A 14,610-nucleotide genomic window follows, 5' to 3' on the forward strand; every position below is an offset into this window, starting at 1 on the left:
TTTACTCCCCGCGCGGAAAGCGTTTGCTTTCCTCCAAAATGTTCAGGTCCATGTGATTGCGCATGTACCGCTCGGACGCTTTTTGAAGCGGCTGATAGTCCCACGGGTAGTAGTCCCCGTTGCGCAGCGCCTCATAGACCACCCACCGTTTGGCTTGGCTTTCGCGCACCTGCGCGTCAAAACGGTCCAGATCCCATCGCGCTTCTGCCTTGGCGCGCAAACTTGTCAGAGTGCCTTGATGATCAGGGTGGTCCGCCAGATTGGTCAGCTCATGCGGGTCAGCCTCCAGATCAAACAGCTGATCGGGATCGAGGGCGCATCGATTAAATTTCCACTTGCCATATCGCAGCGATACAAGCGGCGCATAAGATGCCTCGGCCGCGTATTCCATTGCAACGGGTTCTGTGCGTTCAACGCCTTGCCCCATAGGCTTAAGCGATTGGCCCGTGGTCCATGGTATGACCTCATCCATGCTGACGCCCGCGAGATCACACAGCGTCGGGCACACATCGATTGTGCTGACCGCAGTTCTTTGCAACCCAACCTGCATTTCAGGGGCCGCAATCATCATGGGCACACGCGCAGACCCTTCAAAGAACGACATCTTGAACCACAAACCACGTTCCCCAAGCATATCGCCGTGGTCGCTGACAAACAGGATAATGGCCTCTTGTCGCGTGTCTTCAAGCACCTGAAGGATTTCTCCGATTTTGTCGTCCAGATAGCTGATGTTGGCAAAATAGGCTTGCCGCGAGCGACGGATATCTTGGGTTGAGATATCAAAGTTGCGCCAGTCGTTCGCATCAAAAATACGCTGACTGTGCGGGTCGTGATCGTCGTAGTCCATCGCGGGCACAGGCGGATCAAGATGGGCGCAATCCTCATAGAGATCCCAGTACTTCTTGCGGGCGACATAAGGGTCATGCGGGTGCGTGAAGCTGACGGTCAGGCACCACGGGCGTTCATCTGTCCCCCGCGACAGGTCATAAAGTTTGACCTTGGCGTGGTGGGCCACGTCGTCATCATATTCCAGTTGGTTCGTCGTCTCGGCGACGCCTGCGCCCGTGACCGAGCCCATATTGTGATACCACCAGTCAATCCGTTCCCCCGGTTTGCGGTAGTCTGGCGTCCAGCCGAAATCGGCGGGATAGATATCAGTTGTCAGGCGGTCTTCGAAGCCGTGCAGCTGATCTGGCCCGACAAAGTGCATCTTGCCCGACAGGGCCGTGTAATATCCTGCACGACGAAGGTGATGCGCATAGGTGGGGATGCTTGAGGCAAACTCGGCCGCATTGTCATAGACACCCGTCTGCGACGGCAGCTGCCCCGACATGAACGATGCGCGTGCCGGTGCACACAGCGGGCTAGCCGTGTATGCATTGGCAAACCGTGTGGATCGTGCTGCCAGTTTCTTGAGGTTGGGCGCATGTAACCAATCGGCAGGACCATCGGGAAACAGCGTACCGTTCAACTGGTCGACCATCAGGATCAGAATATTCGGTTTGCTCATTTTGCAAGGGTTCCCTTTTTCAGCACTGCCTCGCGCCATGTGATGAACAGAACCGATCCAAGGATCAAGAGCCCGCCCGCAATCACCCAGATGTCCACAGGTTCGGCAAAGACCACCGCGCCCAGAATAGTTGCCCAAAGCAACTGTAGAAATGTCACCGGTTGCGTGACCGTCACAGGGGCTGCTGCAAAGGCCAGTGTCATCGAGTAGTGGCCCGCCGTGGCAAAGCACGCCACCAAAAAAAGGATGCCCAGATCATACCAAGACACAGGAACCCAAACCGCAATGGCAAAGGGCGCAAGGCCGATGGTCACGGTCACTGAAAGCATAAAGACAATCACGGTGGCAGAGACCTGGCCCGACAAAAGCTTGGTAATCAGGTAACCCACCCCGAACATCAGCGCGGTAAACAGCATTGCCAGATGGCCCAGATCCACCTCTCGAAATCCCGGGCGCAGGATGATCAATGCACCGACCATCGCAATGCCGATGGCCATAATACGGCGAAACGCAAGACGCTCGCCCAGAAACAACGCCGCACCGATCGTCACGTAAATGGGCGCCATGTAATTCATCGCTGTGACCTCTGCGATGGGAATGCGGGTCATGGCATAAAACCAACAGATCACAGCAAGCGTGTGAACCACGCCGCGCCATGAAAAGAGGATCCATTGCTGGCGGCTAAGTATGACGGCACGGATCGTGGGGATCATCGGGATCAAAAAGACCAAGCCAAGCACATAGCGCAGAAACGCGGCTTGCGCGGCAGGCACCCGCCCGCCTGTGTATTTCACAAGCGCCGTGACCGCCACAAACATCAGACCCGTGACAACCATCCAGAAAATGCCGCGTGCAGGTGAATGTGATGCGCTATCCATAAACGCACCTGACGCCAATCCGCCCCTTAAGACAAGAGCAGCTTGAGCGCGATGGACCACATAAAGGCACCCACGATGATCTCTAAAATCTGCCAGCTGCGTGGGTTGGCAAAAAACGGGCGCAAAAGCTGCGCACCGTAGCCCAGAGCGAAGAAGAAACTGAAGCTGGCGAAAGATGCGCCAATCGCAAAGGCCAGTTTGTTGTCATAATTGGCACTGATGGACCCGATCAGCACGACGGTGTCCAGATAAACATGCGGGTTCAGGAAGGTGATAGCCGCACAGGTCAAAAGCGCTTTGGTTAGACTGATGGATGCATTTTCGCTTGGCATCAAAGCCGCCCCGCCTTTGCGTGCGGCCATAAAACTGCGTAAGCCATAGACAAACAAAAACGCCGCCCCGCCGTAGGTGAAAGCAGGTGTGATCCACGGCGCCGCTTTGGAAATAGCCCCAAAGCCTAGCACCCCAAGCGTGATCAGCAGCGCGTCACAGGCTGCACAAAATAAAACAAGCGCCAGCACATGTTCGCGGCGCAATCCCTGACGCAACACAAACGCATTTTGCGCCCCAATTGCGAGGATAAGGGAAATCGACAGGAGGAAACCTGCCGCGAAGGTGCTTGATTCAAGAAAGGTCATGGCGGTTGATTACTGCACGCAATTTCATTATTCAAATTAAGGCTTCTTTATTTGATTAAGTATTACTAATGATTGATCCAAGTCACCTGAGTGCGCTGAACGCGGTTGTCCAGACTGGCAGCTTTGATCTGGCGGCTGGCCAATTATCGGTCACCGCTTCCGCCGTTTCACAACGTATCAAAGCGTTGGAAGATCATATCGGTGCGCCCGTTGTCATACGCAGCCAACCTTGCGTTGCCACGCAGATTGGCGCGCGTCTGATTCGTCATTATCAAGACATTGCCGTTCTGGAAGCCAAAGCCCTGCGCGACACGCCTGTGCAAACGCCGCGCCAGCAAATCCGTATCGCGGCCAATGCCGACAGTCTGGCAACATGGCTTCTGCCCGCTTTGGCGCAAAGCGACGATCTGTTGTTCGATATCACCATCGACGATCAGGATCATTCCGCCAGATGGCTGCGCTCTGGCGATGTGGCTGCCGCGATTACCAGCCGCGCAGATCCCGTTCAGGGATGCGATTGCACGCCGTTGGGTGTCTTGCCCTATGTCGCCACAGCCAGCCCGGATTTCATGGCACGCCACTTTGCAGATGGCGTCGATGCCACCAGCTTGGCGGCGGCCCCTGCCCTGACATTCAATGCGATGGACGCGCTGCAACGCCGATGGGTCGAAAAGGTGACAGGTCAGCGCGTTGCCCTACCAACCCATCATCTGGCCAGTTCGCATGGCTTTGTTGAGGCCTGTCTTTTGGGGATGGGATGGGGACTAAATCCGACACCTCTGGTCCAAGACCATCTGGATACCGGCCGTTTGGTAGCGCTGGCCAATGCCCCGTTTTCGACGCCGCTTTATTGGCAAGTCAGCCGACTTTTGGGCGATGCGCTTAGCCCGTTGACCAAACACATCAAAGAAAAAGCCGCCAGAACTCTGACGGCTTTCTAAAAAATATGGAGTGGCTTTTATTCCGCCCCAAGCTGCTCCATCACATCATCGCTGGCTTCAAAGTTGGCAGTGACAGTTTGAACGTCATCGTCATCTTCCAGCGCTTCGATCAGCTTCATCAGCTTGGTCATGCCTTCAAGGTCCAGCTCGGTCGTTGTTGTGGGCTTCCACACCAGTTTGGTGCTGTCGGACTCGCCCAATTCCGCCTCAAGAGCCGTTGAGACGGCGTGCAAATCCGTGTCTGCGCAATAGATCACGTGGCCGTCCTCGTCGCTTTCGACGTCCTCGGCACCCGCCTCGATTGCGGCCATCATAACTGTGTCGGCATCGCCCACAGATGCAGGGTAGCTGACCTGTCCTTTACGGTCGAACATAAAGCCGACACTGCCTGTTTCACCAAGGTTGCCACCGTTTTTTGAAAACGTCGAACGCACGGTGCTGGCGGTGCGGTTCTTGTTGTCTGTCATCGTCTCAACAATCACGGCCACACCGTTGGGCCCATATCCTTCATAGCGAATTTCGTCGTAGTTCTCCGCGTCACCACCTTGCGATTTCTTGATCGCGCGTTCGATCACATCCTTGGGCACCGATTGCGATTTGGCCTCTTTCACAGCCAGACGCAGACGGGGGTTTTTCTCGGGATCGGGGTCACCCATTTTCGCAGCAACGGTAATTTCCTTTGCCAGTTTGGAAAACAGCTTTGAGCGCAGCTTGTCCTGACGCCCTTTGCGGTGTTGAATATTTGCCCATTTTGAGTGGCCAGCCATGGTCCATCCCCATCGTTATCATTCGGTTGACCGCCTTATAGCCTTGGCACTTTGCGGGTTGCAATGGCGCGCCGCTTCCTTTCCCATACCCGCAGGGAGAGACGATGATGACCAGTGACCAGATTATCCTTTTTTCGCTCTTTGGCGGCGTGTTTGCCATGCTGCTGTGGGGGCGCTTTCGTTATGATCTGGTGGCCTTCGCCGCGTTGATGATTGGTGTTGTCCTTGGTGTTGTTCCGACCAAGGACGCCTTTAGCGGATTTGGCCATCCCGCCACGCTTGTTGTGGCCTTGGTGCTGGTTGTGTCGGCAGGGCTGGTTCGCTCTGGCGCGGTCTATCTAATCACACGCACGCTGGTGGACAGCAGCCGCTCTTTGGGCGCGCACATTGCGCTGATGGGCGGGATTGGCGGTGTGCTGTCGGCCTTTATGAACAACGTGGCAGCCCTGGCTTTGCTGATGCCGGTCGACATTCAAACGGCCCGAAAAGCAGGGCGCGGCGTAGGGTTGTCACTTATGCCTTTGTCATTTTGCACCATTTTGGGCGGCATGGTCACACTGATCGGCACGCCCCCCAACATCATTATTGCAACCATCCGCGAAGAAAGCCTTGGCGCACCATTCAAGATGTTCGACTTTGCCCCCGTCGGCGGGATCACCGCGCTGGCAGGGCTTGCTTTTGTGGCCCTTGTGGGGTGGCGATTTATCCCGCAGCGCAACGTCCAAGACCACGCACTTTCCGAAGATTTCGCCAGCTATCTTGCAGAATTGACGGTGCCAGAGGGCTCGAAATTCATTGATCAAACCCTTACCGATCTTGAAGAGCTGGCTGAAAAAAACGATGTGGCCCTGATTGGCTTGATCCGCGATGGCAAAAGGTTGCGCGGCTTGGCCCGCAACCGCGCGTTGCGCGCAGGCGATGCACTGGTCATTGAGGCAACCCCCGATGCCTTGGATGAATTTCGCGCGGCCCTATCGCTCGATTTTGCGGATGAAAAGCGCGAAGAATTGCTGCGTGCGGATGGCGCGGGCCTGAATGTGATTGAAGTTGTCGTCGCCGAAAACTCCCGCTTGAACGGACGGACAGCGCAGTCGGTGGGGCTTGCATGGCGGCGCCGCACGGTTCTGATGGGCATCAGCCGCGAAGGCAAAGCCATTACCAGCCAGATCCGCAAAACCCCCTTGCGGGCAGGCGATATCCTGCTGTTGCTGGTGCCCGAAGGGACCGAAGCAGATGTCACCGATTGGCTTGGATGTCTGCCACTGGCCGACCGCGGCTTGGCCGTGACAAAGGACGAAAAGGTCTGGATCGCCATTGGCCTGTTTGCTGCCGCAGTTGTCGCGGCGTCGCTTGGATGGGTCTACCTTCCCATCGCGCTTGGCATCGTGGTCGTCGGTTTTGTGCTTTTGAAAATTATTCCGATTACGGAAGTGTATGACCACATCGAATGGCCCGTTGTGGTGCTGCTTGGGTCCATGATCCCGTTGGGGGCCGCACTTGAAACAAGCGGCGGGACGCAGTTGATCGCAGGCTCCCTTTTGACATTGACCGAAGGGCTGCCCGCTTGGGCGATTTTGACCGTTCTGATGGTCGTCACGATGACCTTGTCCGATGTGCTGAACAACACCGCCACCACCATTGTCGCCGCACCCATTGGCATTCAGATGGCGCAATCGCTTGGCGTCAGCCCTGATCCCTTTTTAATGGCCGTGGCGATTGCAGCCTCGGCCGCCTTCCTGACCCCGATTGGTCACAAGAATAATACGCTGATCCTTGGCCCCGGCGGCTATGGGTTTGGGGACTACTGGCGCATGGGGCTGCCGCTTGAGATCATCGTGGTGGGTGTTTCTATCCCCGCCATCTTGGTGTTCTGGCCGCTCTAAAACGACCAGATGAGCGGGATAACCGCCGAGGCCAGTATGCCGACCGACAAATTAAGCGGGATCCCGACCCGCATGAAATCGGTGAAGGAATAACCGCCTGGTCCGTACACCAGCATGTTGGTCTGATAGCCGATCGGCGTTGCGAAACTTGCACTGGCTGCGACCATCACGGCGACCACCAAAGGACGCGGATCAATCCCAAGCTGCGCGGCCACGCCAATCGCGATGGGCGTCACAACCACAGCCACCGCATTGTTGCTGACCAGTTCGGTCAGCACCGACGTGATCAGATAGATGACCCAGACCAACAGGAATGGGGGCAGCACACGCAAAACAGGTTCCACCGCGCCAACGATCAGCGCAACCGCACCCGACGCATCCAGCGCCGCACCAATTGCCAGCATCGAGAAAATCAACGCCAGCAAACGCCCATCGACAAAACCAAAGGCCTCTTCTGCATCGATGCACCGCGTGACCAGAACCAAGGCCACTGCAAGGATTGCCAGAAGGAAAATGGGCGCAACGCCAAAGCCTGCAAGTGCAACGATCCCCACAAGGGCCGCAATCGCGATAGGCGCATGACGGCGGCGCAGCGCACGTTCTGTCGGTTGGCTGACATCCACCAGATCCATTTCGCTGGCCAGTCTTTGGATATCTGCCGGTGCCCCTTCGATCAAAAGCGTGTCACCCACCCGCACGACCAGATCATCCAACTGGCGCCCGATGTTCTGATTTCGCCGATGCACCGCCAACGGATAGACGCCATAGCGCCGTCGCAGACGCATTGCGCCAAGCGAACGGCCCACCATTTTGCACCCCGGAGTGATCAGCACCTCGACGGTAGAGGTTTCAACGGACGAAAGTTTATCCACCGTTGTCACCTCGCGGCTGGCCTGCAGGCCCAACAGCTCGGACATTTCGGTGCGCAAAACCACGCGGTCCCCGCCTTGCAATTCGACACTTGGCAGATCGCGGCGCAGCGATGCGTCACCGCGCAGCACATCGATCAACCGCACGCCTTCGCGTTTGAACAAATCAACATTGACCACCTTTTGCCCAATGAGGTTTGACCCTTCGGGCAAGGCAACTTCGGTAAAGAATTTCATCTTTGACCGGTCACTCAGCATCCCCGCCATTGAGTCGCGATCAGGCAAAAGTGCGGGCGCAATCACGCCCAGATAGACCATGCCCCAGATGACCAGAATAATGCCCAGAGGGGTGACCTCAAAAATGCTAAAGGGCTCCAAGCCTTGCTCGCGCGCCACACCGTCAACCAACAGGTTCGTGGACGTGCCGATCAGCGTCAGCGTGCCGCCCAGAACCGCCGCATAACTCAGCGGGATCAGTAGTTTGGAAGGCTTCGTGCCAAGCTTTTTGGCCAATTGGATAAACACAGGGATCATCACAACAACCACAGGCGTATTTGATACAAACGCACTCGCAATCACGACAAAGGCGATAAGAGCCGCAACAGCCATGCGCGGGTTACTATCAACGTTCTTTTCGGCATATTGCGTAAAGGCCGCCAACGCGCCCGTGCGCACCAAAGCCCCCATCACGATAAACATTGCCGCAATCGTCCAGGGTGCGGGGTTGGACAAAACCGCCAGCGCATTGTCATAGGGCAGAACACCCAGGATCAGCATAAGCGCAACGCCCAAAATGGCGGTCACTTCCGTTGGAAACGTCTCGCGCACAAACAGCACGAACATCATGATCACCACGGTCAGTGTCAAAACCGCCTGGCCCGTTTGCGAAAAGTCGAAAAGATAGGTCATGAGCGCTCGTATTTGCGTGGCTGCACCAAAAACAACCCAGTGAACATTAGGCCCAAGGCCGCCCAGATGTAAGGGCTATATGCCTCCGACAACAGCAATATCGCCCAAACTATTCCAAAGCCCGTGACCAGATAGCTGACCTGCACCGCAAAGACCGCCCCCGCACGTCCCACCAACCAGACATAGCCCGTGTAGGCAAAGGCGTGCAGCACGGCACTGGCGACCAATCCACCGTCCGGTGCACCATAGGGCGGACGCGGATCAATCCACTGCCCTGTTGCTAAAGTCAGAAAAAGCGCAAGAACCGCACCGATGGACGATGCCCCGAACAGCACCTGAACTGCATCCAACCCGTGCGTTCCCCACTTGGAAACGATGTTGCCTTCGCTGGCGTAAAAGATCGGGGCGACCAATGCCACCATGACCCACCCCACCATCGCAGGATCTGGCAAACTGGCCTTGGGCAAGGCGATCAAAGCCACGCCCACCAAACCAAGCGACAAGCCGATCAACCGCACCCCCGAAAACCGCTCTAGCCCCAAAACCAAAGCAATCGGAAAGGCCAGCATCGGAACCAATGACAGGACAATCGACATAACACCTGACGGCAAATGCGCCGCGGCCTGATAACTGGCCGAATTCGGCAAAACCGTGCCGATCAATGCAATCATCGTCAAAAATGCCAACCGTGATCGCGTCAGCTTGAACCACGCGCCGCGCATCCAGGTTACAGTGCCCAAAAGCACAGCGCCGATCACCATCTGCCAAAAGATCAGCCCGAAATGCTGATACCCCTCTGACACAGCAACCTTTGCCATAGGCTGCGTCATGCCCCATGCGGCGCCAATCGCAATCAGCGCGGCCAGCAAGACCCATCGCTGCCTCATCGGGCCAAGGTCCACATCTTCTTTTGTTTCCAAATATCCGCGCCGCAGGCTCCTGCCTGTGCCAGCATCACATCGGTCCGCATTGTGCCAGCCGCCCGCCTTGCCGCACCATTTCGACACGCACAGCCTTGCCGGTTGCATCATCGGTTTCCACAAACAGCCCGGACAAGGTGGCATCGCCCTTGGCTGGCACGAAACGTCCTTTGCCCATGCCTGTCACAAAGCGACGCATCGGCTCTGCAGTTTCCATCCCGATAACCGAGTTATAATCGCCGCACATGCCCGCATCCGCTTGAAACGCGGTGCCTTTGGGCAAAATCTGCGCATCAGCTGTCGGGATATGGGTGTGCGTGCCGACAACCATGCTTGCACGGCCATCGCAAAAATGGCCCATACCCATTTTTTCCGAGGTCGCCTCGCAGTGCACATCCACCAAAATTGCATGAACCTGCCCCCCAAGCGGGTGGCGCGTCAACACAGCATCCACGGCGGAAAACGGATCGTCAAAGGCGCGTTTCATAAACACCTGCCCCAATACCTGCATCACCATAATGCGCTTGCCGCGGGCCGTTTCAAAGACCCGCACACCCCGACCAGGCGCTTGTTTGGCAAAGTTCAGCGGACGAATGATCCGCGTTTCGCTTTCCGCAAACTGGAGCATATCGCGCTGGTCAAAGGCATGATCACCAAGGGTCAGGCAATCCACACCTGCGCCAAGCAATAGCCTGGCATGATCTGCAGACAGCCCTGCGCCATTGGTCGCGTTCTCGCCATTGACGACCACAAAATCAAGCGCCCAGTCCTCACGCAGTTTTGGCAAACGCGATACGATTGCGTCGCGACCTGCGCGCCCAACAACATCGCCCAGAAACAAAATTTTCATCGCGCCACCTCAATTATGTCTGCGTCTGTCACGATCAGATCAAGCGGTTGGTCCGTAGGTTCAAGCGGCACCGCATCAAGGCACTGTGCACCATAAGCAAAGCCGATGGCCAATGTTGCTTTGCGCGCACGCAGCATTTCTAACGTGCGGTCATAAAACCCGCCACCATAGCCCAACCGCCCGCCACGGCGATCAAATGCCACCAGCGGAACGATGACAACTTCTGGCACAATCGTGTCACCTTTTGCAGGCACCAGCGCTTTGAACGGGCCTTCCACCATTTCCGCATCTGGTGTCCATGCGCGAAAGCCGAGCGGCTGGTCCTTGCCCTCAATAACCGGAAGGCAGACAGGACCATGCGCTGCGGCCTCTTCCAAAGCAGGGCGCGGGTCAATCTCTGTGTTGATGGGCCAATATCCCGCAAGCGGCACACCGCGATATCCCGCAAGAACCGAACTCAGCAGCCCCGCGCCCGCGCCATGATCGGCGGCATGCGCCGCCTTGCGCGCCGCAAAGGCCTTGGCCCGCGCGTCGGACTTCACATTTTGCAGGCTCACAACAACATCACCCCTGCCAAACCAAGGAAGGCAAAAAAACCGACAACATCTGTGACCGTGGTAACAAACGCCCCAGAGGCCAGCGCAGGGTCCACGCCCATTTTTTCCAAGATAACAGGCACCACCGTGCCAGCCAGTCCCGCCACCACCAGGTTGACCACCATGGCAACACCGATCACCACGCCCAATATCGGCGTGCCAAACCAGATCACGCCGACAATCCCCATCACAACGGCAAAGATCAGACCATTGACCAGCCCCACAAGCACCTCGCGTCGGATCACACGCCAGACGTTGCTGCCCGTCAGGTCTTTGGTGGCAATGGCACGTACCGCAACCGTCAATGATTGCGTCCCCGCGTTTCCGCCCATACTGGCCACAATCGGCATCAGCACGGCCAAGGCCACAAATTGCGCAATGATCTCTTCAAACTGCGCAATCACCAAAGAGGCCAAAATCGCTGTCACCAAATTAACGGCCAGCCACGGGAAACGGCGCTTTGTTGTCTCGATCACCTTATCGGTCAACGATCCTTCGCCCACACCCGCAAGACGCAGGATGTCTTCTTCATGCTCATCATCCAATACGGCCATCGCGTCGTCGATCGTGATGACGCCGACCAGACGGTCATCCGCATCCACAACGGGTGCAGAAATCAGGTGATATTGATTAAAGGCATAAGCCACATCTTCTTCGTCCTGATCCACGCGGAAGGTGCGAAAACTGTCTTCGGTCAAATCGGTCAGGGGCACATTGCGCCGCGCGCCAAGCAGTTTGCCAAGGGTGATATACCCCACAGGCTTCAGACGCGGATCCACCAGCACCATATGGTAAAACTGTTCTGGCAGCGTCTCTTCAGAGCGCAGGAAATCAATCGCGGCCCCTACTGTCCAATGCTCTGGCGCCATGACAACTTCGCGCTGCATCAAGCGCCCTGCAGATTCCTCGGGGTAGCTCAGCGATTGTTCAACGGCCACGCGGTCCGCATCATCCAGCGCATCCAGAACCGCGTCTTGCTGTGCGTCGTCCAGATCTTCAATCAGATCAACGACATCATCACTTTCCAGATCACGGACCGCATCGGCCAGCTCTTGTGGGTCAAGCGCGTCGATAACCTCTTCGCGCAGGCTTTCTTCAAGCTCTGACAGAATATCGCCGTCAACACCGCCCTTCCAGATCGCCAACAGGCGACTGCGTTCGCCTTCGCCGATCTGCTCAAGATAGTCGGCCACATCGGCGGGGTGCAGCGGATCAAGCAGCGCATCGACGGCTTCGGGATTGCCGGCTTCCACTGCCGAACGGATGGCAAAGGCCATACGCGGATCAAGTGTGTAGCCGCTGGCGTCGCCGCCTTTTTCCTGTTCCGGTCTGTCGCTCATCATGCCCCCGTTTGATGGGCAATGTAGCCCTGCCGCGCGGCAGACAACAGAGCAAACACGCATTGTAGAGCGCAGTTTTCCCGCCTAACCTGCCGACATGACCGAAACTGTGCTTCTTGGCCAAATTCTACGCTTTACCGGCGATCCATTTAAGGGTGACCCAGTTGATGCAACCCGCATCGAAAGCGCAGGTGCCGTCGTCATTGACCATGGCAAAATCGTGCAAACAGGCCCTGCCGCGGACATGCAGGCGCAGTACCCAAATGCCACTGTGATCAATCATGGTGACGATCTTTTATTGGCGGGATTTGTGGACGCCCATGTGCATTATCCGCAGACGCGCATCATTGCCTCTTGGGGCAAGCGTCTGATCGATTGGCTTAACAGCTACACGTTTCCCGAAGAAATCAGGCTGGCTGACCCCGCCTATGCCCGCGCGATTGCCAGCGATTATCTGGACCTTGCACTCGCCCACGGCACGACCACGGTGTGCAGCTTTTGCACCAGTGCGCCCACATCCGTCACCGCGTTTTTCGAAGCCGCCGCCAGCCGCAACATGGCGGTTGTGGCGGGCAAAACCTGTATGGACCGAAACGCCCCCGATGCGCTAACCGATACGCCGCAACGCGCCTACGATGAAAGCAAAACGCTGCTGGACCGCTGGCATGGGGCGGGGCGCGCACGCTATGCGATTACGCCGCGATTCTCCCCCACCTCAAGCCGCGAGCAACTGGAGGCGTTGGGCGCGCTTTGGGCCGAACGGCCTGAATGTCTGATGCAGACCCACCTGTCTGAACAAGTGGATGAGGTCGCTTGGGTCCGCACCCTTTTCCCGCAGGCCCACGACTACCTTGATACCTATGAACACGCAGGGCTTTTGGGGCAGCGGGGGCTCTATGGGCACGCCATTCATCTGGCACCACGTGAAATTGACAGACTGTCAGAGGTTGGCGCGGCCCTTGTGCATTGCCCCACTTCAAACACCTTTATCGGCTCGGGGTTGTTTGAGATGGCCAAACTGAAGGCGCGTCATATCTCTGTCGGATTGGCCACGGACACAGGGGGTGGTTCCAGTTTTTCGATGCTGCGCACGATGGCCGCCGCTTATGAGATCGGACAGTTGTGCGGCACGCCCCTGCATGCAGCACAGCTGCTTTATCTGGCGACCGAAGGATCTGCGCGCGCGCTTCATATGCACCACGATGTGGGCACGCTGGCCGAAGGATCGGCCGCGGATATCTGCGTGCTTGATCTGAGGAGCACGCCCGCCATCAGCCAAAGGGCACACCGCGCACAGGGCTTTTGGGACGCGGTGTTTCCCACGTTGATGATGGGCGATGACCGCGCGGTGCGTCAGGTTTATATCGCGGGACGTGCCGTCCTTTAGGCAATCCTAGCAGGGTTTGGCCGCCAGATAGACCCATTTGTCACCCACAGACGCGATGCCGTATTCCGTCACGCGCGTGTTCAAGAACACTTTGCGGTGGGCCGAAGAGGTCAGCCACGCTTCAAACACAGCCGCTTCTGATGGAAACTTTTCGGCGATGTTTTCGCCCGTCGAACATGCCTTGTAGCCTTGCCTTTTGATACGGTCACGCATAGTGCGCCCGCGCCGATCTGTGTGCGACAGATAGCTGTTTTCAAACATATCTTTGGCATGCAACTCGGCCGCTTTGTCCAATTTGGCATTGCGCACCAATGCCTTGCGCCCGTTTTGTGCGCGGTAGGCATTCAGCCGCGATCCGAATTGCCCTGTGGCCTTGGAGACCTGCGCAAAGGTCTCTCCATCCACCGCGACAAGCTCGTCAGGTATGTTCGAGGTCGAGATTGGAATGCAGCCTGCACTGGCACAGATCGCCAACACGGCAGCAAGTTTGGGTAGACGAAATTGCGAAATAGAAAAAGACATGACAACTCTCTGAAACTGGTAGGTGGCAAAGGCTAGCACAGCCAGCCTATGCCGTCATCCGTCCCTTTGGATTTAACAAGGACGCGCAAAGACAAGCACATGAAAATCACCCGCGCGCGCGAACCCATAATGTTGCATGCGTTTGTTCAGGTTGTTTTTGCGGTGACCGCTTGACGCCATCCAGCCCTGAAAAACGGCAGCATCATTGGGCCAGCCTTGGGCAACATTTTCAGAGACCAGACGCGCACAATACCCCGCGCGCTTCACACGCCGCATGACCGTAGAGCCGTCGCTTCCACGGTGGCTCAACACCCCGCGGCGCTGCATATCAGCCGCATGGCGCGCCGCCACTTGGTTCAGAACACTCACGCGACGCACCGGTGCCGCGCCTTTTTGCGCACGCGCCGAATTCAAAAGACTGCCCAGATCACCGCTTAGGTTTTCCAGCTGTTCCAGCTCGGCCCCGCTGAGGGTTGTGGTCTTTGTGCTGGCTTGGGCGGTCGGCGCCAAGGCCATCCCCAAGGCAAGTGTCATCGCGCCGATGGCAAATTTGATATGCATTTTGGCCTCCCGTTTTTTTGGCAGAAATATTCGAGACAG

At 57.0% G+C, this 14,610-nt stretch carries 14 protein-coding genes; 3 read left to right on the forward strand and 11 right to left on the reverse strand.

All coding sequences use genetic code 11. From position 1 onward, the window contains the following. Position 1: 1 nt before the first annotated feature. Genes betC through L1065_RS04150 form a run of 3 tightly spaced genes read right to left on the reverse strand, consistent with a single transcriptional unit; the run spans position 2 to position 3,026 of the window. Entirely contained in the window at positions 2 to 1,510 is a 1,509-nt protein-coding gene (gene betC / locus L1065_RS04140; RefSeq protein ID WP_237094172.1) for a choline-sulfatase, read from the reverse strand. Further along, positions 1,507 to 2,388, reverse strand: coding sequence for a DMT family transporter (locus tag L1065_RS04145; RefSeq protein ID WP_237094173.1), 882 nt, complete (start codon positions 2,386 to 2,388; stop codon positions 1,507 to 1,509). The genes betC and L1065_RS04145 overlap by 4 nt, the downstream gene beginning before the upstream one ends. A 26-nt stretch (positions 2,389 to 2,414) precedes the next feature. Continuing rightward, positions 2,415 to 3,026, reverse strand: coding sequence for a LysE/ArgO family amino acid transporter (locus L1065_RS04150; RefSeq protein ID WP_237094174.1), 612 nt, complete (start codon positions 3,024 to 3,026; stop codon positions 2,415 to 2,417). A gap of 68 nt (positions 3,027 to 3,094) precedes the next feature. Here L1065_RS04150 and L1065_RS04155 point away from each other — a divergent pair, with 68 nt between their 5' ends. After that, positions 3,095 to 3,967 (forward strand): LysR family transcriptional regulator ArgP, encoded by an 873-nt coding sequence (locus L1065_RS04155; RefSeq protein WP_237094175.1) that lies wholly within the window; start codon positions 3,095 to 3,097, stop codon positions 3,965 to 3,967. Positions 3,968 to 3,984: 17 nt separating this feature from the next. Here L1065_RS04155 and L1065_RS04160 read toward each other — a convergent pair whose 3' ends face one another. Beyond that, a complete protein-coding gene (locus L1065_RS04160) occupies positions 3,985 to 4,734 on the reverse strand; it encodes a YebC/PmpR family DNA-binding transcriptional regulator (RefSeq protein ID WP_237094176.1) in 750 nt (249 codons plus the stop codon). A 107-nt stretch (positions 4,735 to 4,841) separates the two neighbouring features. On the opposite strand from L1065_RS04160, the gene L1065_RS04165 reads away from it, so the two are divergent. Then, complete coding sequence (locus L1065_RS04165; protein ID WP_237094177.1) at positions 4,842 to 6,617, forward strand: SLC13 family permease; 1,776 nt, start codon at positions 4,842 to 4,844, stop codon at positions 6,615 to 6,617. Here the strand turns inward: L1065_RS04165 and L1065_RS04170 are convergent. From L1065_RS04170 to mgtE, 5 genes are all read right to left on the reverse strand, one after another. After that, on the reverse strand, positions 6,614 to 8,395 hold the full coding sequence (locus L1065_RS04170; protein ID WP_237094178.1) for an SLC13 family permease: 1,782 nt from the start codon (positions 8,393 to 8,395) through the stop codon (positions 6,614 to 6,616). The genes L1065_RS04165 and L1065_RS04170 overlap by 4 nt on opposite strands. Then, positions 8,392 to 9,282, reverse strand: coding sequence for a DMT family transporter (locus L1065_RS04175; RefSeq protein WP_237094179.1), 891 nt, complete (start codon positions 9,280 to 9,282; stop codon positions 8,392 to 8,394). Before L1065_RS04175 ends, L1065_RS04170 begins: the two co-directional genes overlap by 4 nt. 67 nt (positions 9,283 to 9,349) lie before the next feature. Next, positions 9,350 to 10,165: a TIGR00282 family metallophosphoesterase gene (locus L1065_RS04180; protein WP_237094180.1), complete on the reverse strand. Its 816-nt coding sequence runs from the start codon at positions 10,163 to 10,165 to the stop codon at positions 9,350 to 9,352. Further along, complete coding sequence (locus L1065_RS04185; protein ID WP_237094181.1) at positions 10,162 to 10,722, reverse strand: 5-formyltetrahydrofolate cyclo-ligase; 561 nt, start codon at positions 10,720 to 10,722, stop codon at positions 10,162 to 10,164. The genes L1065_RS04180 and L1065_RS04185 overlap by 4 nt, the downstream gene beginning before the upstream one ends. Beyond that, complete coding sequence (gene mgtE / locus L1065_RS04190; RefSeq protein ID WP_370641135.1) at positions 10,719 to 12,101, reverse strand: magnesium transporter; 1,383 nt, start codon at positions 12,099 to 12,101, stop codon at positions 10,719 to 10,721. Before mgtE ends, L1065_RS04185 begins: the two co-directional genes overlap by 4 nt. Before the next feature lie 97 nt (positions 12,102 to 12,198). Between mgtE and guaD the strand changes: the two genes are divergently transcribed. Beyond that, entirely contained in the window at positions 12,199 to 13,488 is a 1,290-nt protein-coding gene (guaD, locus tag L1065_RS04195) for a guanine deaminase (RefSeq protein ID WP_237094182.1), read from the forward strand. A 6-nt stretch (positions 13,489 to 13,494) separates the two neighbouring features. Here guaD and L1065_RS04200 read toward each other — a convergent pair whose 3' ends face one another. Together L1065_RS04200 and L1065_RS04205 are read right to left on the reverse strand one after the other, a co-directional pair. Further along, complete coding sequence (locus L1065_RS04200) at positions 13,495 to 14,010, reverse strand: CAP domain-containing protein (RefSeq protein ID WP_237094183.1); 516 nt, start codon at positions 14,008 to 14,010, stop codon at positions 13,495 to 13,497. 72 nt (positions 14,011 to 14,082) lie between these two features. Further along, the gene (locus L1065_RS04205; protein WP_237094184.1) at positions 14,083 to 14,571 is read right to left on the reverse strand and encodes a CAP domain-containing protein; all 489 of its coding nucleotides are present in this window, start codon (positions 14,569 to 14,571) and stop codon (positions 14,083 to 14,085) included. Between the last annotated feature and the right edge of the window lie 39 nt (positions 14,572 to 14,610).

The organism is Nereida sp. MMG025 (assembly GCF_021654165.1).
Classification (GTDB): domain Bacteria; phylum Pseudomonadota; class Alphaproteobacteria; order Rhodobacterales; family Rhodobacteraceae; genus Nereida.

What these genes read in the sequence shown, in the direction of transcription:
- L1065_RS04175 (WP_237094179.1), bottom strand. Translation starts at nt 9,282, where the DNA reads ATGAGGCAGCGATGGGTCTTGCTGGCCGCGCTGATTGCGATTGGCGCC.
- mgtE (WP_370641135.1), bottom strand. Translation starts at nt 12,101, where the DNA reads ATGAGCGACAGACCGGAACAGGAAAAAGGCGGCGACGCCAGCGGCTAC.
- L1065_RS04180 (WP_237094180.1), bottom strand. Translation starts at nt 10,165, where the DNA reads ATGAAAATTTTGTTTCTGGGCGATGTTGTTGGGCGCGCAGGTCGCGAC.
- L1065_RS04205 (WP_237094184.1), bottom strand. Translation starts at nt 14,571, where the DNA reads ATGCATATCAAATTTGCCATCGGCGCGATGACACTTGCCTTGGGGATG.
- L1065_RS04150 (WP_237094174.1), bottom strand. Translation starts at nt 3,026, where the DNA reads ATGACCTTTCTTGAATCAAGCACCTTCGCGGCAGGTTTCCTCCTGTCG.
- L1065_RS04145 (WP_237094173.1), bottom strand. Translation starts at nt 2,388, where the DNA reads ATGGATAGCGCATCACATTCACCTGCACGCGGCATTTTCTGGATGGTT.
- betC (WP_237094172.1), bottom strand. Translation starts at nt 1,510, where the DNA reads ATGAGCAAACCGAATATTCTGATCCTGATGGTCGACCAGTTGAACGGT.
- L1065_RS04165 (WP_237094177.1), top strand. Translation starts at nt 4,842, where the DNA reads ATGACCAGTGACCAGATTATCCTTTTTTCGCTCTTTGGCGGCGTGTTT.
- L1065_RS04160 (WP_237094176.1), bottom strand. Translation starts at nt 4,734, where the DNA reads ATGGCTGGCCACTCAAAATGGGCAAATATTCAACACCGCAAAGGGCGT.
- L1065_RS04170 (WP_237094178.1), bottom strand. Translation starts at nt 8,395, where the DNA reads ATGACCTATCTTTTCGACTTTTCGCAAACGGGCCAGGCGGTTTTGACA.
- L1065_RS04155 (WP_237094175.1), top strand. Translation starts at nt 3,095, where the DNA reads ATGATTGATCCAAGTCACCTGAGTGCGCTGAACGCGGTTGTCCAGACT.
- guaD (WP_237094182.1), top strand. Translation starts at nt 12,199, where the DNA reads ATGACCGAAACTGTGCTTCTTGGCCAAATTCTACGCTTTACCGGCGAT.
- L1065_RS04200 (WP_237094183.1), bottom strand. Translation starts at nt 14,010, where the DNA reads ATGTCTTTTTCTATTTCGCAATTTCGTCTACCCAAACTTGCTGCCGTG.